This is a genomic window from Mesorhizobium sp. P2_D6, assembly GCF_056404315.1.
Genome location: NZ_JBFUEG010000015.1, coordinates 1 through 18,646, shown reverse-complemented (window position 1 = coordinate 18,646; position 18,646 = coordinate 1). Strand labels below are relative to the sequence as shown.

At 59.7% G+C, this 18,646-nt stretch carries 18 protein-coding genes and 2 pseudogenes; 10 read left to right on the top strand and 10 right to left on the bottom strand.

Annotated elements, in window-relative coordinates; translation table 11 throughout:
- Positions 1 to 475 precede the first annotated feature (475 nt).
- Both AC1D1L_RS25435 and AC1D1L_RS25430 read left to right on the top strand, forming a co-directional pair.
- A pseudogene (locus AC1D1L_RS25435) lies at positions 476 to 1,606 on the top strand (DUF3363 domain-containing protein); the annotation flags it as partial.
- A gap of 73 nt (positions 1,607 to 1,679) precedes the next feature.
- A complete protein-coding gene (locus tag AC1D1L_RS25430; RefSeq protein ID WP_477344129.1) occupies positions 1,680 to 1,976 on the top strand; it encodes a DUF3363 domain-containing protein in 297 nt (98 codons plus the stop codon).
- Between the two features lie 49 nt (positions 1,977 to 2,025).
- Here AC1D1L_RS25430 and AC1D1L_RS25425 read toward each other — a convergent pair whose 3' ends face one another.
- From AC1D1L_RS25425 to AC1D1L_RS25410, 4 genes are read right to left on the bottom strand one after another with little or no spacing between them, the layout of a single operon-like run.
- Positions 2,026 to 3,585 (bottom strand): E2 ligase fold family C protein, encoded by a 1,560-nt coding sequence (locus AC1D1L_RS25425; RefSeq protein WP_199201279.1) that lies wholly within the window; start codon positions 3,583 to 3,585, stop codon positions 2,026 to 2,028.
- Positions 3,586 to 3,588: 3 nt separating this feature from the next.
- The gene (locus AC1D1L_RS25420; protein ID WP_244748463.1) at positions 3,589 to 4,065 is read right to left on the bottom strand and encodes a Mov34/MPN/PAD-1 family protein; all 477 of its coding nucleotides are present in this window, start codon (positions 4,063 to 4,065) and stop codon (positions 3,589 to 3,591) included.
- A gap of 8 nt (positions 4,066 to 4,073) precedes the next feature.
- Positions 4,074 to 4,691 carry a putative metal-binding protein gene (locus AC1D1L_RS25415; RefSeq protein WP_477344128.1) on the bottom strand — a complete coding sequence of 206 codons (618 nt, stop codon included), beginning with the start codon at positions 4,689 to 4,691 and terminating at the stop codon, positions 4,074 to 4,076.
- Positions 4,684 to 4,977, bottom strand: coding sequence for a DUF2604 domain-containing protein (locus AC1D1L_RS25410; protein ID WP_199201282.1), 294 nt, complete (start codon positions 4,975 to 4,977; stop codon positions 4,684 to 4,686). The genes AC1D1L_RS25415 and AC1D1L_RS25410 overlap by 8 nt, the downstream gene beginning before the upstream one ends.
- A gap of 532 nt (positions 4,978 to 5,509) precedes the next feature.
- On the opposite strand from AC1D1L_RS25410, the gene AC1D1L_RS25405 reads away from it, so the two are divergent.
- Together AC1D1L_RS25405 and scpB are read left to right on the top strand one after the other, a co-directional pair.
- Positions 5,510 to 6,403, top strand: coding sequence for a DUF1403 family protein (locus tag AC1D1L_RS25405; RefSeq protein WP_436175693.1), 894 nt, complete (start codon positions 5,510 to 5,512; stop codon positions 6,401 to 6,403).
- A 2-nt stretch (positions 6,404 to 6,405) separates the two neighbouring features.
- A complete protein-coding gene (gene scpB, locus AC1D1L_RS25400) occupies positions 6,406 to 7,110 on the top strand; it encodes an SMC-Scp complex subunit ScpB (protein WP_436175692.1) in 705 nt (234 codons plus the stop codon).
- Between the two features lie 34 nt (positions 7,111 to 7,144).
- Here scpB and AC1D1L_RS25395 read toward each other — a convergent pair whose 3' ends face one another.
- Positions 7,145 to 8,638 (bottom strand): hypothetical protein, encoded by a 1,494-nt coding sequence (locus tag AC1D1L_RS25395; protein ID WP_477344127.1) that lies wholly within the window; start codon positions 8,636 to 8,638, stop codon positions 7,145 to 7,147.
- 283 nt (positions 8,639 to 8,921) lie between these two features.
- Positions 8,922 to 9,836, bottom strand: a pseudogene (locus tag AC1D1L_RS25390) (IS481 family transposase); the annotation flags it as partial.
- A gap of 279 nt (positions 9,837 to 10,115) precedes the next feature.
- On the opposite strand from AC1D1L_RS25390, the gene AC1D1L_RS25385 reads away from it, so the two are divergent.
- Both AC1D1L_RS25385 and AC1D1L_RS25380 read left to right on the top strand, forming a co-directional pair.
- A complete protein-coding gene (locus AC1D1L_RS25385) occupies positions 10,116 to 10,847 on the top strand; it encodes an XRE family transcriptional regulator (protein WP_244748464.1) in 732 nt (243 codons plus the stop codon).
- Positions 10,848 to 11,456, top strand: a complete 609-nt coding sequence (locus AC1D1L_RS25380) for an RES family NAD+ phosphorylase (RefSeq protein ID WP_019856492.1) — start codon at positions 10,848 to 10,850, stop codon at positions 11,454 to 11,456. It abuts the gene before it with no gap.
- A gap of 63 nt (positions 11,457 to 11,519) precedes the next feature.
- Here AC1D1L_RS25380 and AC1D1L_RS25375 read toward each other — a convergent pair whose 3' ends face one another.
- The 3 genes from AC1D1L_RS25375 to AC1D1L_RS25365 form a co-directional block, all read right to left on the bottom strand.
- Positions 11,520 to 11,819, bottom strand: coding sequence for a ubiquitination-like system serine protease family protein (locus AC1D1L_RS25375; RefSeq protein WP_223217946.1), 300 nt, complete (start codon positions 11,817 to 11,819; stop codon positions 11,520 to 11,522).
- Between the two features lie 74 nt (positions 11,820 to 11,893).
- Entirely contained in the window at positions 11,894 to 13,153 is a 1,260-nt protein-coding gene (locus AC1D1L_RS25370; RefSeq protein ID WP_477344126.1) for a HesA/MoeB/ThiF family protein, read from the bottom strand.
- A gap of 135 nt (positions 13,154 to 13,288) precedes the next feature.
- Positions 13,289 to 13,960, bottom strand: coding sequence for a multiubiquitin domain-containing protein (locus tag AC1D1L_RS25365; RefSeq protein WP_199201287.1), 672 nt, complete (start codon positions 13,958 to 13,960; stop codon positions 13,289 to 13,291).
- Between the two features lie 131 nt (positions 13,961 to 14,091).
- Here AC1D1L_RS25365 and AC1D1L_RS25360 point away from each other — a divergent pair, with 131 nt between their 5' ends.
- The 4 genes from AC1D1L_RS25360 to AC1D1L_RS25345 all read left to right on the top strand — a co-directional run bounded on the left by AC1D1L_RS25360 (position 14,092) and on the right by AC1D1L_RS25345 (position 17,973).
- Positions 14,092 to 14,685 (top strand): hypothetical protein, encoded by a 594-nt coding sequence (locus tag AC1D1L_RS25360; protein ID WP_019856495.1) that lies wholly within the window; start codon positions 14,092 to 14,094, stop codon positions 14,683 to 14,685.
- Entirely contained in the window at positions 14,678 to 15,073 is a 396-nt protein-coding gene (locus AC1D1L_RS25355) for a hypothetical protein (protein ID WP_020628768.1), read from the top strand. The genes AC1D1L_RS25360 and AC1D1L_RS25355 overlap by 8 nt, the downstream gene beginning before the upstream one ends.
- Before the next feature lie 88 nt (positions 15,074 to 15,161).
- Entirely contained in the window at positions 15,162 to 16,598 is a 1,437-nt protein-coding gene (locus AC1D1L_RS25350; RefSeq protein WP_199201288.1) for a hypothetical protein, read from the top strand.
- Positions 16,599 to 17,781: 1,183 nt separating this feature from the next.
- Positions 17,782 to 17,973 (top strand): hypothetical protein, encoded by a 192-nt coding sequence (locus AC1D1L_RS25345; protein WP_109671438.1) that lies wholly within the window; start codon positions 17,782 to 17,784, stop codon positions 17,971 to 17,973.
- Positions 17,974 to 17,989: 16 nt separating this feature from the next.
- Here AC1D1L_RS25345 and AC1D1L_RS25340 read toward each other — a convergent pair whose 3' ends face one another.
- Positions 17,990 to 18,169: a hypothetical protein gene (locus tag AC1D1L_RS25340; RefSeq protein ID WP_436175691.1), complete on the bottom strand. Its 180-nt coding sequence runs from the start codon at positions 18,167 to 18,169 to the stop codon at positions 17,990 to 17,992.
- Positions 18,170 to 18,646 lie beyond the last annotated feature (477 nt).

The following is an 18,646-nucleotide window of genomic DNA, read 5'->3' as shown; positions in this document are numbered from 1 at the left end:
AATTGGGCGAGCGCCACGGCTCCGTCAGTCTCGAACCAGCCATCGCAAATCAGATACCGGAGGAGGGACGTCTGGAGGGGACGTTCGGCGCCAATGTGCACGGTCTCCTTGGGCGCTTGTATGGAACTTCGCGTTTTTGCCATGGTTCTGTTCATAGCTTTCTACGTGCTTTGGTGGGCTCTAACGGATAACAGCAAGCGCTATGCCATTTCACTTGGGGGCACCGAATCGGACTATCTTTTGCCGAAGCCCTGTCGGCTTGAGCAGGGCGCGGTGCCTTGACCGAGACCGCGCGCGCCGCACAATCGCTTGGTCATCCGGACCGAGCAAAGGTGCTGTACTGTCGGAGTAGTCAGAACTACCGCACCGGCTAGGGAAGACGAAAACCGTTCCCGACGGGCCTAGCCGATGCATTGCCGCACGCCGGCGGGCACTGCATCGACCGCGTAAGGCTTTGTCTCTAGCGTGTAATTGCGTGCGCAGGCTGGCAACTTGCGAAGACGCGGCCGTCGCGCCTCTACCATCGCGCTGTTGCTGTTCCCCCTGTCGAGGAAGGTCTTTGACACCCTTGAGCTCTTCATCACGGCGCGCCGGTCTCCACGCGGAGAGGATCGATTCCGGCTGGGCTGCTCCCTCGTGCGCGCCTATCCGAAAACATTGTTGTGTCCCGAAGGCGGACAAGAATGTCGCAAGCGCGACCAAAAGATCGCCACGGCCCGCAGGGGCAATTGCGACCCGTGGCCTTCTTCGGAAATCGGTGGAGCAATACCCTTTCCTCGTCGACTTCGGATGCGGGCTCAGCTGTGCCCGCCGCGCCGCTACGAACAACGCTAACCATGGCGCATGGCGGCTGGGCTTGGCCGAGGAGGTCGACCCGGTCCGCTGGCGCCTGGATGATGAGCTGGAAGCCACGCTGCGCCGCACCGGCGAACGCGGCGACATCATCAAGACCATGCACCGCGAGCTGACTGGCAAGGGGCTCGCTCGCAGTGCCGCCGATTACCTTGTCCACGATCGACGTGAAGAGCCCTCCCCACCGGTCGTCGGCCGCCTCGTCGCGTGCGGGCTCGCCGACGAAATCAACGATCGGCATTACCTCATCGTCGACGGCGTTGACGGCAAAAGCCATTGGATAGACATCGGCAAAGGCGAGTTGACGGAACCGACGCCCGACGGCTGCATCGTGCGTGTCACGTCGAGGGATACCAAGCCCAGGCAAGTCGACCGTACAATCGCCGACATCGCTACCGCACACGGCGGCCGTTACAGCGTCGATATGCACCTCAAGCATGATGCGTTCGCCACCGAAAGCTTTGCCGAGACGCATATCCGCCGGCTGGAGGCGATCCGGCGCTCCACCGGCGGCGTGGAGCGCGAGCCGAATGGCACCTGGATCATCGCGCCGGATCATCTCGATCGTGTCGCGGAATACGAGCGCCTGCGGGCCAGGGTCGAGCCTGTGATAGTCGAGAAGCTCTCATCAATGCCGCTGGAACGCCAAGTCAGCTTCGAAGGCGCCACCTGGCTCGACCGGAACCTGGTTGCCGAGAGACCGGAGCCGTTGCGCAACTCAGGCTTCGGGCATGAGGTGCGGGAGGCGCATGCCCGTCGGCGGCAGTGGCTGATCGCGCAAGGCCTCGCGCACGAAGAACAGGACCGGGGTCGTCTATCGTGCCAACATGATTTCGATCCTGCGCCAGCGCGATCTGAACCGTGTCGCCGGCCAGCTGTCGGATCAGCTCGGTCTCTCGTATGCCGAAGCGCAGCCTGGAGAACGAATAGAAGGCACGCTGCGCCGATCGGTCGAGCTTGCCAGCGGCAAATATGCCGTGATCGAGAAGTCGCGCGAGTTCACGCTCGTGCCGTGGAGGCCGGTGCTTGATCGGTACATCGGAAAGGAGGTTTCCGGTGTGGCGCGTGGGGAGGCTATCTCATGGACCCTCGGACGGCAGAGGAGCGGACATAGCGTTTCGTAGTGGCGCGCACATCGCCGCCCGGCGGCAACGGAGACATTCGCGCGTCTGCTTAGGCGGCGGAGACATCGCTTAGCTGTACGACGCTCTTGCCGTATTTGCGCCTGTAAGCTGCAATGAAATCGTCATCGCTACAGATGCAGCGGCCGCTGGAATCCTTGGCCTTCGGATCGTGCAAGTGGGAGCCAAGTGGGCGCAGAAGATTCACCCGAGTGCTCGTCGTCGGGCCCACGGGAAAACCCGCGCTATGTTTGACGAGCTCGGCGGCAAGCATAATCCCGGCAAGCGCTGACTGGAAGGCCATCGGAACCACGGTTCGACCGCGGCGACTTCCATCACTGAGCTGGAACACCAGACCGCCGCAGATAGCCTGCTGATAAAAGGAACGCAGGGGCTGGCCAACAAACGGGGCTAGCGGTTCAAACGGCACAGCCATCGCTGTAGCCACCCGAACTACAAAGTCGTTGGGAACTCCGGCATTGGTCTGCAGGAGCGTTTTCACCTGCTCGTGTGCTTCCGGTATTCCGAGTTCCTCGGCAATCAGCTGGTGCTCGTCCTTGGATTTCCCGGACGGCAGGTACATGCAACAAAGGCAAGCTTGGCCGTCATCGAACCCGTGCCGCGAGATGCCGAGGTCGTGCTCCTGCGTCCAGGCATTCGCGATCCATCGGGGCAGAGCACCTTGGACCGCCAGACGGTCGGCGGCGGTGTCAAGCGCCACACCCACTCGGTCGAAGACCCAGTCGCCCTGGCGCGCAACATATTCTGCCCACGTCAGCGGGTGCGCCTCGACCCCAAGGGCCGTCGATCTAAGGGCGGTGGCTGCAAGAACCGCCTTGGACATGCCAATCTCCGCCTGGCCGGCCAAGGCGTAGCGCTGCAGGTTTGAGAGTTCGATTGCTTCGTGATCGATTACATGCAGACGACCCGTGAGACCGGGTTGTCTCGCTAGCGCCCAAAGCGAGCCATGGCCTATCGCACCGAGCCCAACGAGGTGCGTTTCGCCAAGGTCGACAGGTATGTCGATCGGGCCTGCCTCGCCGGCTTTGGTCTTGTCGTAACTGTATAACGAGAGGTCGATGGTTTCGTCTAACTCGGCGCCGGTCAGCTGAGCGGCGAAGATGGTTCGAAAGACGTTGGCGGCGCCGAAGCAACTGGCGGCGCCAGCTCCATAGGGCAGCAAACTCGAGCCGGAGCTCACCGGGTCCGTACGCGACAGCTTTGCCGCCCAACCTTCCGATCCCATGAAAAAGGTCGGGCACCGGAGTGGTGGGCGCGTCAGCCCTGCAGCTACGCAGATGGTGGCAGACTTGCCGGAACGCCGGATGCCAACTTTTGGATTTATCGACTTTGCCAAGCGCTCCAGCGCTTGGGCTTGAGAGCTTGCCGCGCTGCCCAGCGGGAGTATCGCCAGAACTGGATAGAGCCTGGCGAGCAACCTCACCGCAAGATCTAGTGTCGCCTGGCCTTCGGCGCAGGAAGCGGCTTGATCGTCAAAGGCGACGGCCACGACCTGCTTTTCAAGAGCTGCTTTAAAGTCCTCCAGATGAAAATCGGCTAGGACCTGAGATGCCGCCGTGGCGGCGCGGTCGATGAAGTTAGCGAGTGCCATTGTTCAACTCGTTATTGTGATCATTCGCGACAGTGCCGCGGAAGGGAGCGCATTCCAGTTGGCTTTTCCGTCGAGCCGATAGGCGGCGACTCGAGCAAAATCGAAAGGCTCGCGGGCGAAATTCGGCACTACCAGCGACAGACACCCAACCGTGGTAGCAACCGCATAAGCATCGTCGGTCGTCGAATGGTAGGCTCGGCCCGGATGGCTATGGATCTGGGCCAAGAGTTTCAGGCCGCTATTGTAGAGCCAGACATTAAGCCGGTGCAGTTCCTCGGCCGGAACCATCACGCAAACACCATCGCCCGTCCGAATGTGACGCTGCGCCGGGATAACGGTCTCTGTTACGGCAAAATGCTGGTCTTGCTGAACGCCGACCCAGAGCGCCATCCCCTCATTGCCTTCGCGACCAACCGAGCGCAGATGCGCATGCACAGTCGAGATACAGTGGCGCGGGAGCGTCACGGCCGTTACATCCATCAAAACGCTCATTCCGGAATGGCGGATGGGGGTACTACCATCGCTCCCACTGAGATTTGGAACTGATACTGTATCTGCTCCACGGGGCCGGTCCCGTACTTGATGATCTTGTCCAGGACAAAGGCCAAACAGCCTTCGCCAGAACCCCGGTGGAGAAGCCATGAGTCACCTGAATGGGCTGGATTGTCGTGGTATTCCCGGACGCCTGCCATGCACAGGAATGGCGTATGTTCCGCACTGTTGGCCTGGAGGAAGTCCGATAGCGACAGAGCTTTCTGCTGCATGAGGACCGAAATCATATCCGGTGGGGTTCCGGGTAGATGCGGTCGTCTGAGCATACTTAGCAGTAAATCCTTGCGAGCAACCGGCCGGCGGGTAAAGGGGTCGACGAAGACTACCGACGGAGGTCGGAGGTCGTAATTGGAGAAGTCGATCTCGACAGCTGCACCGATTATCTGTGGCCTTATCTTGGGCGGTGCGAAGATGAAGAAGGCAGTAGGGAATCTCGCCTCGATCAGGAAACAACCCTGAGCCCGGTAAGCGCCCGCTTGTGTTTGGAACCAGCCGATCTGCCGATCGAATTTCGCTCGCGAGACCGCAGGGTCCACAGTCTGGATTTCAGGCACCTGCTACACCCGCCTTCAGGCTGAGGAACAGGGTCACAAAGTTCGCGAAACCGAAATCGCCAACTTTTTTGTCCACGTCGAGCAGGTTGCCGGCCTCATCCTTGAATTCCCAATTCTCGGCCGGCTGGGCGACGTTCTGCGTGTTCTCAAGGGCTTTGGCACGAACGACGTGAAGCGGCTGGTTGGGATTGGCTTCGACCTGCGTGGGCTGGCCGTTCACCACCACCGTGATCTCAATCTTGCCTGGCCCGCCGCCGTGATCGCCCTTACCCGAATCCTTCGACATTTGTCCTACTCCTGTGGCTTGCCAACCGGCCCCAGGCGCTTGTGCCCACCTGCTAGTGAGACCGGCGATCTTCAATCGTCCACTCGGCGCCACGGGCCGCGAGTACGCAAAAGACAGGGGATAAGCTACCGAATCGGTGCTACCTTCTTTTATGCGTGACTTGAGCGGCAAGTAAACGGGCTGAAATTGCGCTTCACAACTATAATCGATTAGAGCAATACGAAAATATTGGCGATACACCTATTTCATGTGCTCTTTCACGCGCCTGCTCCACTGACAGCCCCCGTGCAAGTCCGCCGGCCGGTATGATTTCAGGTTCGATTGGGCGGACGCTGTGACGGTTCGGCTGCGGCGGCTTCTAGCCGCTGCAATCTTGACGGAGGGTTTATCGAATAGGCAATCACGCGGAGCTTTAGAGTTGGTGATCCGAGCTCGGCCTATTCGAAAGGTGGCTCGGAAGCAGGTCGCCGTGACCAACTCCGGGTACCGGGATAGTCGCGACGAGAAGACGGGACTGTCCGGATTGACGTGAGTGGCGCTCGCGCCCGGCCGCGATACCAGCGACGCCGACGCCGCCTTCCAGGCCGGCGCCGCCCTGAGCGCGCTCGACACGCTGGCCCGCGCGCAAGCCAGCTGGGCCGGCGCCTGGCGCCAGCGGCTGGCGCTGAGATGCGCCGCCGCCAGCATGCGGCTCGCCGGCCGCTCAGAGGACGAGGCCGCCCTGCGCGATGCCTGGCACCTGCGCCCGCCCGGCGCCGATCCCGGCCCCGCCGGCGCCATCCTTGGCGCCTGGCGGCAGTTGGCCGGGCAGCCGCCCGTTGCCAGCGCCGATCAGCTCGAAAAGATCGTCGACCAGCTGGGTCTCCATTGGGATGTCGAGGCGCTGGCCGCGCTTTGTGAACACATTGACGACCTGCCGCGCTCGGGGCGGCCGGCGCCGTTCGCCGCGGCGGCGATCGCCGCCCACGTCGTTGCCATGCGGCCCGATGCCGAGCTTTTTGCCTGGTGGCTGGCCGACCTGGTGCTGGCGCAAAGCCTGCGCTGGCCGCGGCCGCTACCGCTCCTGATGGCGCAGGCCTTTGGTCCGGCCTTTCGCGAGGCCGGCGGCAAGCGCATCCGGCCCGGCGAAAAAGGGTTTGAGCGCGCGGTTTGCCTGGCGCTGGTTCACGCCGCGGCGGAGTCCTGCCGGCTGGCCGCCGAGTTGTCGCCCCGCGCGGAGCGGCTCATCGCCGTCGCACCGAAGCTCAGGGCAAAGGGGGCGGGCGAGGTGATCCAAAGACTGCTCGACGAAGAAGCCGTTTCAGGCTCGCTGACGACCAAGAACCTGTCGCGCTTTGCGGCGCGGCGCCTGTTCGACCGGCTGCAGCAACTCGATGTCGTGCGCGAGCTCTCCGGCCGCACCAGCTTTCGGTTGTTTGGGCTTTAGCGATGAGCGAAGCGTCTGCCCGCCGCAAGCCAAACGAACAGCCGGCGTTGCTCGACACGGAACTGGACCACCTGCCGCCGGAGCTGCGCTGGCGCGAATGGATGGGCCGCGTCGAAGCGGTGATTTTTGCGGCAAATGAACCCGTGCCACGCAGTGTGCTGGCGCGGGTGGTGGGAAGAAATTGCAATGTCGAGCTGATCATCGACGACATTCGCGCCGAGCTCGCCGGCCGCCCCTATGAGCTGGTCGCGGTCGCCGGCGGCTGGCAGCACCGGACCAAAAAAGGTTTTGGCGACGCCATCCGCGCCGCCTTCGGCACGGCAGCGGGCGAGGGGGCAAAAGAGGCAAAAGAACTGTCGCAAGCGGAGGCTCTGGTTTTGATGTGCATCGCCTATTTCCAGCCGATCACCCGGGGTGAGCTGTCGAGCTTTTTCGGCAAGGAGGTGTCGCGCGACCTGATCGGCGTGCTGCGCGCGCAAGATCTGATCGCCTCGGGGCCGCGCTCGCCGCAGCCGGGCGCGCCCTACACCTATGTGACGACCAAAAACTTCCTGTCGCATTTCGGGCTCGACACGCTGCGCCAGCTGCCGGATTTCGAGATGCTCGAGGACGCCGGGCTGCTGTCGAAGGAGAAGCTGCTGGCTGGCGACATCATGCCCGACTTTTCCGATGGGGATGAGGGACAGGTTGGGCAAGAAGGGCGGTGAGGACCTCCGGGGGTGCCGACGCCTCGGAGCTACTTCAGCGCGCTATGGAGGGGAGCCAATCCTCGACGGTCTGAATGAGATTTGCAGGTAGGATCGAACACGCGGATCGTCTTGGCTTCCATCGCTTCGAGGTAGGCCGCTTGAAGCGTTGGCGGGGCCTCCAGGAAGGTTTTGCGCTGGACATGAAGAGGTCGGCGCTTTCAAGGCCGCCCGCCCCGCAGTCCGAGCTGACGTTTATTGCCTTGCCTCCCATCGGGTCGATGGCCTCGAGCAGGGCCTTATCCAAGGCAGGCGTTCTTTGAGGACCGAGTAGGCAGATCCAGGCTTGATTCTTCGTCAGAGAAAATTGGCCCGATATCGTGCGCAGGAGCGAAGGCGCCTTCGGGCCTGCGTTGTAGAGGACGACTACGTCCTCCAGCGGGCCGCGAAGGAGGGCCTTGTTCAAGTCTGTGACCGCATAAGTCGCGCTGTCGCTTTCCTGGCTGGCTCCGCTTCCCGACTGGCTGTCAGCGGCCTTGCCTGTATCCAGTTCATCCGCCAGCGCCTGCCTGGCGATCATGGCGCGCACGGCTTCTCGTGCATCGGCCAGCGTGTCCAGGTCATTCGTGTCGGTGATCTCGTCGAGCGCCTTCACCTCCTGAACGACCTCGGGAAGCTTTGCCGATGTCAGATGGCTGCTCATCCAATGCTTGAGCGCCTGACGTTCGGCCTGTAGCTCGGCGAAGATTTCGGCCTTCCGCTTTTCAATTTCCCGGGCGCGCTCCTTGTCCCTCGACGCCGAAAACTCGGAATATCCCGGCACGGCCATGAGCAGGTTGCTCAGCCGCAACGCCGAACTGTCCAGCGCATCGGTGGAATCTGTCTGGACCTGCGTGTTCAGCGCGGCGGCCTGACCGGCGATCTCGACGAGGTTCGAGGTCTGAGGGTTCAGCTTCAGGAATGTCTCGGCATCAGAGAGCAGTGCCGTCGCGGAGGTTCTCGCCGCCTTCAGTTTGCGGGCCTCCGCCTTGTCGTAAGAGGCCTTGTCGCCAAAGCCCTTCTGTTTGGCATCGCGGAACGCGGCAGGATCGGAAAATCCCGATGCGCGATAACCGACCAGTTCCGCGTTTGTCTGTATGCCAAGCTGGACGGCCGCTCGATACTCGTTGGCTGCCGTGAATCCACCTGTCTGGGCACTTTGGTATTCATCGCGGTTGCGAAAGCCGCCTGACACGGCGGCATCGTAGTCACTCTGCGTCGTGAAACCCATGTTCTTCGCCTGCGCGAATGCGCTAGCCGAGGTAAAGCCGCCGGACCTTGCATCGTTGAAGCTCTGCGCGTCCGTATAGCCGAGCGCGCGGGCGGCGTTTCGCTCCTCGTCGCTGTGGAAGCCGTCGCCGGCGTTACGTTCGATCTCGGCCAGGCTGTAGTCGGTGAGAACTGCACCCGGCTGCAGGTCGAAACGCGCAAGGTATGACCTGAAGGCCTTAACGGTCGTTGGCCCAATCAGGCCGTCCACAGGGCCGGAATATAGGCCAAGCTTGGACATCGCCGCCTGGAGCCTTTGGACGAGCCTCAGATAGTTGGGCTGGGTCGCGAAGTCGAAAGAGGCTCCCCTCTGGTAGGACATCCAGATCAATCCATCCAGACCGTCCCCGCGCGAGAGAAACGAATCCTGAGGGATGATGTGCAGTTCCTTGAGCGCGGTCAGGTTCGCCTTCGCCTTGTCCTGGTAAAGCGTCCCGGCCACGACAGCAAACACGCCGTTCCGGCTGTGAAGGACAAGTGTCGGCCCCAATGTCGGCGCATAGGATTGCGCAAGAGCGATGGCCTCGGCTGATAGGTGTTTTGGACTTTAGGCTCCCGTGGGGACGGTGCCAATTGTAGCGATGCAGCCAGACCGGCAACTCTGCGGCACGATGATCTGAAGTCGGATAGGCGATGGCATAGGCCCATTCGCGCAGTGCTGTCTGGATGAAGCGCTCGGCTTTGCCATTGGTCTTGGGCGTGTAAGGCCTTGTCCTGACATGCTTGAGGCCGAGATCGCGGCAGGCCTTAGCGAAGGCCTTCGATCTGTAGCAGGAGCCGTTGTCAGTCATGACGCGGGCTATCGCGACGCCGAGGCTGGCGTAGTAGGCGACCGCCGCCTTGAGGAAGGCGATGGCGCTTTCTTTTTTCTCATCGGGCAGTATCTGCGAGAAGGCGATGCGGGAGGCGTCGTCGATGCAGACATGGACGAATTCCCAACTGCTGCCGCGCGAGCTGGCATTGCCGGTGGGCTTGCCGGTAATGCGATGACCGATGCGCTCGAAACGACCGAGCTTCTTGATGTCGATATGGATCATCTCGCCGGGATGCTCGCGCTCGTAGTGTCGGATCGGCTCGGCCGGTTCGATATCCCGCAACCGCGACAGTCCGGCACGCTTGAGAACGCGGCTAACGGTGGCGGGCGAGACGCCGACCTCATGGGCGATGTGCTTGCCGGTCCAACGTTGCCGCCGCAGCGCCATGATGCGCTCGGCGATCAACGCAACGGTGGCCTGTGGCATATGGGTGGGCCGCGACGAGCGGTCGACCATGCCTTTGCTACCCTCGGCCCTGTAGCGCTCGACCCAACGAGCCACGATCTTGGCCGACACGCCATACGTTCGCGCCGCATCGGCTTTGGAAAAGGCGCCTTCTATCACCGAAAGCGCCATCTCCTCTCGACGCAGCGGCGTGAGACGGGCATTCTTGTGGATGTTCATTCGGACCCTCCGATGAGTGCTGAAGCCTGGTAACTCCAGTCTCCTCGGTTCGGTCCGAATGGACAACCTCCTGAAAGCTCACAGCTAGCTCCCCACGCGTGGCAGGGCAGTCTGTAGGATTTAGGGCCGGGAGCCGCGTGGGGCAGAGGCATTGTTCCAGCATCCTCCAAAACGAGCGCGCGGTCCGAACGGTCACACAACCCTAAAGAAGACTAGATCGATTCTTACGAACTTGACGAACTTGACGAAAGACGCCATATGGCATCCAAGAGGTACGATATGGTTCAAGCCAAAAACAAACAGAGCCGCAGCACCAAGAGGCCCAAACGAGCTTCTTCGCAAGAAACGCTCACGACCGCCTTCATGACAAGTGCGGGCGCGGCTCTGCCTAAGGGCACTGCCGGAGTTACCTTCCGTGCTCCACGTAACATTGTCGATGTGATCTCCAAGAAACCTGCTAAGATAAAGGCCCTTTTGGCTGGTTACGGCAGGGCGATGGCCGAAAGTCAGGCGGCGGGCCGAGCTGTCAGTTTCCGTGTCAACGTCGATCCGACGGGCGATACTACTGTCACCCGACTGACCAATATGCCGGCGGATGCCGCCCAAGATTTGACAGTAGCGCTCGATCAGGCGCGCGCGCGCGGCAAGATTCACGCAGCAGCAATCTTGGCTCAAGCGGACATGCTGAGCGCGGACAGGTTCGCGTCGCTGTTAGGTATCAGCCGAATGACCGTCAACACCAAACGTCAAAACGGTCGGGTGTTGGGTCTCGACGGCGCTAAGCGCGGCTTTCGCTTTCCTTCGTGGCAGCTCGGTGAGGACGGAAAGCCGTTTGAAGCGCTTCCAGGTCTCTTCGAGCGATTGGGTGGAGGGCCGTGGTCAGTATATCGTTTTCTCGTACAGTCGCATCCAGAACTCGATGGGCTGACGGGTCGTGAGGCATTGCGACGCGGCAAAACGGAGGAGGCGTTAGCCCTCGCCGACAGCATTGCCCATGGCACCTTCGCCTGAGTGCCGCGGCTCCATCCACCATCTGGGTTCGCGGCCGTTTCGCTCGATAGCGCGACAGTCGACGTCGGTCTGCAATTCGGGCGCATTCTGCTCACACGCTTCCGGGACCCGCTTGGATTTGGTAAAGGCCCAAGCCGATTTAGCGATCCTCGCCGTCGATCGCCCGATCGTCGCTTCGGTGTCGTCTATCTAGGCAGCAGCATAAAGGTCTGCTTCGTCGAGGCGGTGCTGCGCGACCAAGGCGATGGCCGGATCGGCGATCTCCTGTTGGACGAGTACGATCTTGCAGCACGCAGCTACGCGTTGGTCGAGGTCACCGCAGCGCTGTCACTCGTAGACTTCCGGGGCGACGGACCATTGAGAATGGGCATTCCCAGCGATGTAGCCCGAGGCTCGAGACAGAGTTTGGCACGCCGATGGTCGCTCGCCATATATGAGCACCCAGCTCGACCGGACGGAATAATTTATCCCTCACGTTTGAATGGTGAAACAAATCTGGCGATCTACGACCGCGCAATCCCGAAGCTTCATTCGATTAAGCATGGTCCACTTCTCCAGGAAACCGGGATCGCGACAATCCTGAGCGACCTGAAGGTCGGACTACAATGAGAACTCGAGATTAGATGCCGCGCCTACTTTTCAACGCGTATCTCTCCATTATCGGCGGACTGGCTACGAACGTGGCCGAGTTCCATGTCGGGGGGGCTGCGCAATGCCACTGTCTCGAGCCCAAACGATACGACCGGCTCGAACAAAGAAATGTGCTCGACAGTCTTTCACTCGCCAAATCGATGGCTTGAGTGTAACCACACCAGCGCATCCCACTTCCGCCTTCCAGCTTGGCTTGTCGCGAGGGACCAAGCTCAGTTGGATGCGTGCGCGACATCCACATGGGCAAATCATAGCCGCCTGCCACGAATCTCGATCTTCACCCACAAGGTATATCCGGCGTTCCTTCAGTCGATCCGGCAAATCGTCTACGAATACCGCGCGGTAGCGCGGTAATAACCGATCGCCAAGGGACCGAAAAAGGCGTCGAATCCAGTTCAAGCAGCCTCCCTCTGTTCACTCAATTCGGCCCAATCGAGCAATGGCGTCACGTCGCCCCGACCGATGTGGCGTTCAAGGGCCAAACATGGGCTGCCGTCCTCAAGGTGCTCGAAGATACCGTGGCTCAAGGAAATCCGGTGGATCGCGTAGTCACTGTTCGGGTCGATGCGATAGGGGTGCAGTCGGGCGAGCAGCTCGTTAACGGCTAGGCTCGCAATCAACATATTCAGCTGGATAACCGCCGGCCGGTCTTCAGCCACACCTCGTATGTAGCCTTGTGCAAGTTGAGCCTGATACGCAGCACGGTCGGTGCGAAACAACCCAGCAGCGCGGACCTGCTCCATCGTATAGACGTTTCGGCTCAGCAAGCTGGATCCGCCAGGTTGCAGATAATGAACCGTGCCACAGACTTGATCGACGCTTCCTTGCCCATCGGCCTCAAGCTTTACGCCGAGATCGAAGTAGGGGAGGAGATAAAAAGTCGCCAGTTTGTTGAGCAGGTGCCGCCCATCAATGCTGTCCATACATCCAAACACAATGTCGCAACCTGCAATCGCGCGAACGACGTCCGGGTGGAACAAATCGGCGCAGTATGTCTCGACTTCGGTGCCAAGGCCGATCGAGCGGATTGCTTCCGCAAGAACATCCACTTTCGGTCGCGCCGCTGCGGCATCGGCCATGGTTGAGTTAAGAATGCGATTTAGGTTTTTGTCTTCGACGTGATCGGGGTCGACGAGAACGAGCCCTCCGACACAGTTTCGCGCAAGCTGCTCGACAACAGGGCTGCCGGTTCCAGAACATCCCACCAAAGCAATCCGGAGTCGACGCAGTCGCGAGTAGGTGCCGGCGCCGAAGGCCTGGGCGACCCGCTTGCCAAAGGTCTCAACACAAGTTTCGCCATCAGAATACCAAAAGGAGAGGTCGTCTCCGACGACGTTCACATGAGAAAACGGTTCGAAATGACCTGCATCATCCACCACGCGACCGAAAATGCGGCCGTCATCCATCAATATCGCGCTGCCGTGCGGACCGCCATCGGTCCAGCTGTAGATGCTCGGGAATAGTTCCTTATCCGAAGCGTCATCGACGCTGGAAAATTGATCGTAGCCAAAATGGCCGTGTATCTTGACGACCGCCAAGTCGCGTTGCGCTGCTTCGTTGAGGAGCGGCTCAAGTTTGGCTGTTGACCAGGTTACGCGATCAGGTAGTCGAACACTGCATTGATCATATGGGATAGTAACGACCTTCTGGACCATCAGCCGATGACGGGATTGGCCCGCTCGGCGACCGCACAGCAACAGCGCGACGGCTTCACACCGGTCACTGGGAAAGAGATGCTGCACAAGTGCGTCCCTTTGAGCAGATGTAAGGGTAAGCGAAACAGCCATCGTTTAAGCTTTCGCAAGTTCACGTGACAGCCAGCTGTCGACGAGGCCAAAATGGGTGGAAAGATTGTCGACTCCCGGACGCCAGGGGTTAGCGGGCGTTCGATGGCGACTCCACCTCTGCCATACCTTTCCATCGAACGATTCTGCAGCGAGTGCGCCAATTGAGCGGCCGTCGCTCCGTTGCAGTTCTGGGTAAAAGTAGGCCATATCGATTTGCGCTTCGGGGTAGCCCGTGTCGATGCGCACGTTCACGTCCACTGCGCTTACATTGTAGCCAGGCGGCAATGGGTAACCGTAAATAACAACCCTAAGCACGCCCCCTTCTCTTACCAGTTCATAGCGAAGACCGGTTGCCACAAGCCACTCAACGTCCTCCGCCGGGAGGTCAAACTCCCGGCGGTCGGTACCCAGTCCTTCAGTTTGATCGAGCGGCAAGGTTACGAACCGTTCGACGCCAGGCTCGCGCAAGTCGACTTCCTTGTCGATCTCGATCCGCTCGGGCGCCCCGCGCTTGGGTTTGAAGTAGAGCGCGAAATGCTCCGGAGGCGACTTTCCGGCGAGAACCAACAGCTCACGGGCTGTTGGCTGCGCCTTATTGCTCTCGTAGTGTTCCTTGTCGATCTGGACCTTATAGGACTTCTTGTCCTTCACGTCCTTCTCATCATCATCGCTCATCGCGCAGCTCCTTGCTATTTTCTCTGCATCAGATGATGCTGACGGCGCTTCGTGTTGCAGACAGCAAAACGCCGCCAAATTTTTTTCAGGGCGGCTGTCCGAGACCCGCGGCTTCGTCAGCATAGGGAAGCATGCGCACGCAAGCTAAGGTAGTATCTGAGGGCGACGAGGTCGCAACAAGCGATGAAGTCGCGCAAGCTTTGGCAGCGCTTGACATCACTGAAATCGCTCGCCTCAACCTGATTGCCAAGCTTCGGGCCCGTTATGCTCCCGGGTTCGAGTGGCGGGATTTGCTACATGACGCGATCGACAAGGCTCTGGATGGCACACGCAAATGGCCGCGTAGATTGCCCTTTCTTCTGTTTATGCGGGAGGTGATGAGAAGCCTCGCAAGCGAACACCGCCGCAAATGGCAGTTTGGACCGATTACTATTGAGGCCGATCTCCTGACCCGCTCGGGTCAGGAATCGGTCCTCACGACAACTGCAAGTGACTGTCCTGGACCTGAACGGGATATCCACGCGCGTCAGATGATCAGCCAAATCTTGTCGCTTTTCGATGGGGACGCTGCGGCACTCGCAATCCTTGATGGCCTAGCCAAGGGACTTGAGCCGCATGAAATCCAGGCGCAAGCCGATCTAACGGCAAAGCAATATGCGTCGGCGCAGCGTCGAATCCGACGCTGTCTTGTCCGCGCATATCCGGAAGGAGTTGAGCATGAGTAATTTTGATCCTGCAGATCGCCTCGACGCGCTGTTGCGAGGCTGTGAGGACATTGTTGCTGGCACTGTCAATGGCGACATGACGGCGACTGCGCGAGGCGAGGCTGATGAAACCTCTTCTTTCATCGCAATGAGGCTAGCGCAGTTCAGATCCACCGTTTCACACGCATCGGTCGGGCACGCCCCAGCCTACCCCAAAGTAGCTGCGAGGCGCGCGGTTCCCCGTGACGCGGCTGGACGACGTCGGCTTCTCGGTCGCCTTATCGCTTCGCGACCTGAACTGCCGACGCGGATCAGCATGGCATTCAAGAGTCGAGAGCCGGAGGATGCCGAAATTGCAGAAATGCTGGATGAGTTGTTGCGCACGGACGACGGGTCAGCAATGGGATGAGCGAGCTGTTTAGGCGTTATTATTTCCAAGCCCGCGCTTTGCCGCGGGCTGTGGCGTTTGGGTATCGGTGGTTTGACGAGCCCACCCGATGACATCCGAGGTCGTCGTAATGAACAGCCTTGGCGTCGCGCTTGCCAGCGATAGTGCTGCGACAGTCAACAATGGCGAGGGTGACAAAGTCTTCAACTCTGCCGACAAGCTGTTCATGCTATCTAAGCGCCACCCTGTCGGAGTGATGGTTTATGACAACGCAGCCCTGCTTGGAGTGCCGTGGGAAACGATCATCAAGGTGTTTCGGCGGCAGCTCGGCAACTCCAGGTTTGCGACGTTAGAAGAATATGGCAGCGCGCTGATCGGCTTCCTTGATAGGAACGAAAGACTGTTTCCTGCGGCGTTGCAGGATCGTTTTTATCTTCGCTCAATTGAGACGCTTTTCGCATTACTTGAGAACCGCATCGAAGACGCAATCTACGCATCGTTCGTTGATGGCACCGATCCGCCGCCGGCCTCGAGTGACATCGCGCGACAGATCATCAATAAAGAGCGAAACAGCTGGAAGAGCGAGGCGGAGGCATCGTGTCTCGCTGAGGGTGTTGGAGCGCGCCTTACCGGTCGCTTCTCGGGCGAAATAAGCAAACGTATTGCGGCTGCGTTCGGTCCATTTCGGATCGATTCGGAGACCATGCAGGCGCTTTACGAACTGGCGAGGCTGATCGTCTCCAAGGAGAGAATTCCCAGCTTTTCGCTGAGCGGCATCGTGGTTGCAGGCTTCGGAGAAGATGAGCATTTCCCTGTGATGCAGTCTATGGAGATCGGCGACGTTTTCGAAGGTCGGCTCAAATATCGCTGCTGTGAGGTTCGAAGGATCGATTGCGATACGCCATCGGTTATTGTCCCTTTCGCTGATGGCGACATGGTCAACACCTTTCTCCATGGGATGAATCCCGGCTTTGAACTTCGTATGACGAAGGAGATTGCAGACCTCGTGACCAATCTGCCGGACGCCATCGTCGATGCGATCGCGGACTTGACTGATGAACAGCGCGCCAAGTGGAAAAGTCAGTTTCGTCCCGAAAGCAAAAAAGCCATCAAAAGCTTGATCCAAAAGTTGAATGAGCAGCGAGAAGAAAAACACCTCGGCCCTATCAAACAGGCGATTGCGAATATGCCGAAGGATGAGCTGGGTTTTGCAGCCGCGCGGCTAGTCAGCTTGAACTGGTTTCAAAAGCGCATGTCATTAAGCACCGAGACGGTCGGCGGACCGGTTGATGTTGCTGTTATCTCCAAGGGAGATGGCTTCATTTGGATCGACCGCAAGCACTATTTCCGACCGGAGCTGAACCAACATTTCTTCGACAACTATCACTTCGACCAGGAAACGAATGGAGCCTCACATGATCAAGGAGAAAAAGCCCGTAAGCACAAAAATGCCCGGACGCGAGAAAAATCTGACGGACGAAGTGCTGGACGAACTGATCGAGCGATATCCTCACCTCAAAGCCGCCCGCGACGCGATGCGGACTGAGGGAGTATCATGCAATGAATTCTCACAGGACGCGTTGGGTGTGTTCCGTCAGCGTTTCCGTGTTTGACAGGACGTCGTGAGCCGTAGGAGATACGGTTTCAACGACCACAATTAGGTGGTCTTGGAGACGGAATTCGCATGCCTTGGCGTCGGCGAGGGGAGACGTCAACACAGGAGGATCTGTGCTGGTGCAAACCTCTTAATGTTCGCGTTCTGTGCTTCTAAAGTCGCATAAAAGGGCATTATCGAATTGGGAGTGATGTCCCGAATAATTGGCATCGTCCAGTTGCCGCCCGGATAATCATTGGCGACGAACACCTCGACATGGTCGACACCCTAAGCTTCATCGGTGAATCATATTTAAGCGGCAAGGGATCCTTCCCGAAATCGAGCGGCAGCGCGGGTTTTGGCCGGCCGCATCGACTCGCCACGCCTCCGCTAGATCGAGCGGCGTAGCGCCTCCAACATTGAGTTCGCAGTGCCGCTGTCCTAGCCGGCGAAGATCGTGTTCGTCATCCCCGCGGTTCCGGCGGCGATGCACCCACCGCTGGCCCTCATCTGATGCGCGCTTCGGCCTGCGGACAGCAGACAGCGAAGCCGCCACGGCCGCGAAAATCTCGCAATGTCGGCTCGATTCCAGGTCCCGTCCGCCACTTTTGCGGGGTGATCCGTGCAGGTGCCTGGCGTGGATCGTGCCAACCATCCCCTGACCGCATCATTGCCAGCGTCCTCCTTCAGCCGGCCGAGCCTCGCGACGCCGGATCGATCATAACGATACTCTTCGAAGAACATTCTCTTTGTAGCAAGCGTGACGGTCTGCGCTGTCTTACCGAGTTTCAGCCTTTGCCATCGCCTCCTGTCCTCCCTGCCGCGCGTCACTCTAACCTGCTCTCATCACCTCACCTCACGCGGGAAAGAGTGTCATTAACGTCATCCTGTGCGGGAAATGTCACAGCGATAAGACAGAACGCAGAAAAGCCATAGTGGCGTCCTGCCAAGCAACCCTATTGCAGAGTCCACCGGGCCCGCCGGCGACATAATCAAGGAGCTCTCGCATAGGACAAGCCGGTGTTTGGTTCTCCCGGGTCATCTGCGATTTAAATCAAATCCGTCTGTGGATATTGACGATTGCGTGACCCTCACCTCGTAGACGGCTAACGCGGGCGGCAACTGAGAGGGTCATATGACAAGCGATTTTTCCGCCGCGCGAGTGCATCTAGATCGAGCATATCATTACCTGCGAGGCGATGACCCGATCAGCCAGAGAGGGCGCGAAGCCTTGGATCTGCTAATTGAGGCAGTTGCCGTCGAGGAGTTCAAGCAGCCGAGCCAAAACGCGGAGGTGCTAATGTTTCCGATTGGGCGCCGCTTCTGAGGCCGAATATTGCCCGTCAAGGCATGAGCCGAGTCGGCAATCGAATGGGAGTCCGAAGCCTGTCGCCCACAACCTTCTGAATTTCGCTGCGCCTATTGTCATCGGCGGCAGCTATTCCGGAATGGCCGCCGCCCGGCAGTTCCGCCGCGCCCGCGCCAGGTGCCGGGTTGTGGCGGAACGCTTTTTTTTCAGCCATTCGCCTGCCTTCCTGTCCCAGGACGGCGTCGATCCGGCCGAGATCACGGAACGGTCGCCTGAGTAGCTTTCGCGCTACGCGACGCCCTGGTACGACGGAACGGCCGAACGGGTGAGAGGAGCCGCGACGGTTTCGGGTCCTACTCGCTGACGGCCCTCCGCGGAGGGCCGTCGAGTCTTTTTCGCTGCCGGCGTTTGATATGCGCTGCCAAGGGTCAATGAGCTGGCGGAGATATTGGAGAACAGCATTCCACCGACCCTGATGTATGGCTGTGAACTCTAACGGGACGGCTCGGCGTGATTGGTGCCGATCCTGCTCGGCTCACCAGGCACCTCGCGTGTCCGAATGAGGAGGTCTTTGCCCTGCGGAGCGAATGCTCATTTTTCCATAATCATTGCATATATCAGTGCTAGGAAGGTCCGAATTGGAAACGAAAACAATGGGGCGAGGCTTATGATGTTGAGCTGTAGCCAAGGC

Bases quoted from the DNA above. Each gene is read 5' to 3' on its own strand.
- AC1D1L_RS25425 (WP_199201279.1), bottom strand. From the start codon at position 3,585: ATGGCACTCGCTAACTTCATCGACCGCGCCGCCACGGCGGCATCTCAG.
- AC1D1L_RS25365 (WP_199201287.1), bottom strand. From the start codon at position 13,960: ATGAGCGATGATGATGAGAAGGACGTGAAGGACAAGAAGTCCTATAAG.
- AC1D1L_RS25395 (WP_477344127.1), bottom strand. From the start codon at position 8,638: ATGTCCAAGCTTGGCCTATATTCCGGCCCTGTGGACGGCCTGATTGGG.
- AC1D1L_RS25410 (WP_199201282.1), bottom strand. From the start codon at position 4,977: ATGTCGAAGGATTCGGGTAAGGGCGATCACGGCGGCGGGCCAGGCAAG.
- AC1D1L_RS25420 (WP_244748463.1), bottom strand. From the start codon at position 4,065: ATGGATGTAACGGCCGTGACGCTCCCGCGCCACTGTATCTCGACTGTG.
- scpB (WP_436175692.1), top strand. From the start codon at position 6,406: ATGAGCGAAGCGTCTGCCCGCCGCAAGCCAAACGAACAGCCGGCGTTG.
- AC1D1L_RS25345 (WP_109671438.1), top strand. From the start codon at position 17,782: ATGACAAGCGATTTTTCCGCCGCGCGAGTGCATCTAGATCGAGCATAT.
- AC1D1L_RS25370 (WP_477344126.1), bottom strand. From the start codon at position 13,153: ATGGTCCAGAAGGTCGTTACTATCCCATATGATCAATGCAGTGTTCGA.
- AC1D1L_RS25385 (WP_244748464.1), top strand. From the start codon at position 10,116: ATGGTTCAAGCCAAAAACAAACAGAGCCGCAGCACCAAGAGGCCCAAA.
- AC1D1L_RS25340 (WP_436175691.1), bottom strand. From the start codon at position 18,169: ATGGCTGAAAAAAAAGCGTTCCGCCACAACCCGGCACCTGGCGCGGGC.
- AC1D1L_RS25355 (WP_020628768.1), top strand. From the start codon at position 14,678: ATGAGTAATTTTGATCCTGCAGATCGCCTCGACGCGCTGTTGCGAGGC.
- AC1D1L_RS25430 (WP_477344129.1), top strand. From the start codon at position 1,680: ATGATTTCGATCCTGCGCCAGCGCGATCTGAACCGTGTCGCCGGCCAG.
- AC1D1L_RS25350 (WP_199201288.1), top strand. From the start codon at position 15,162: ATGACATCCGAGGTCGTCGTAATGAACAGCCTTGGCGTCGCGCTTGCC.
- AC1D1L_RS25360 (WP_019856495.1), top strand. From the start codon at position 14,092: ATGCGCACGCAAGCTAAGGTAGTATCTGAGGGCGACGAGGTCGCAACA.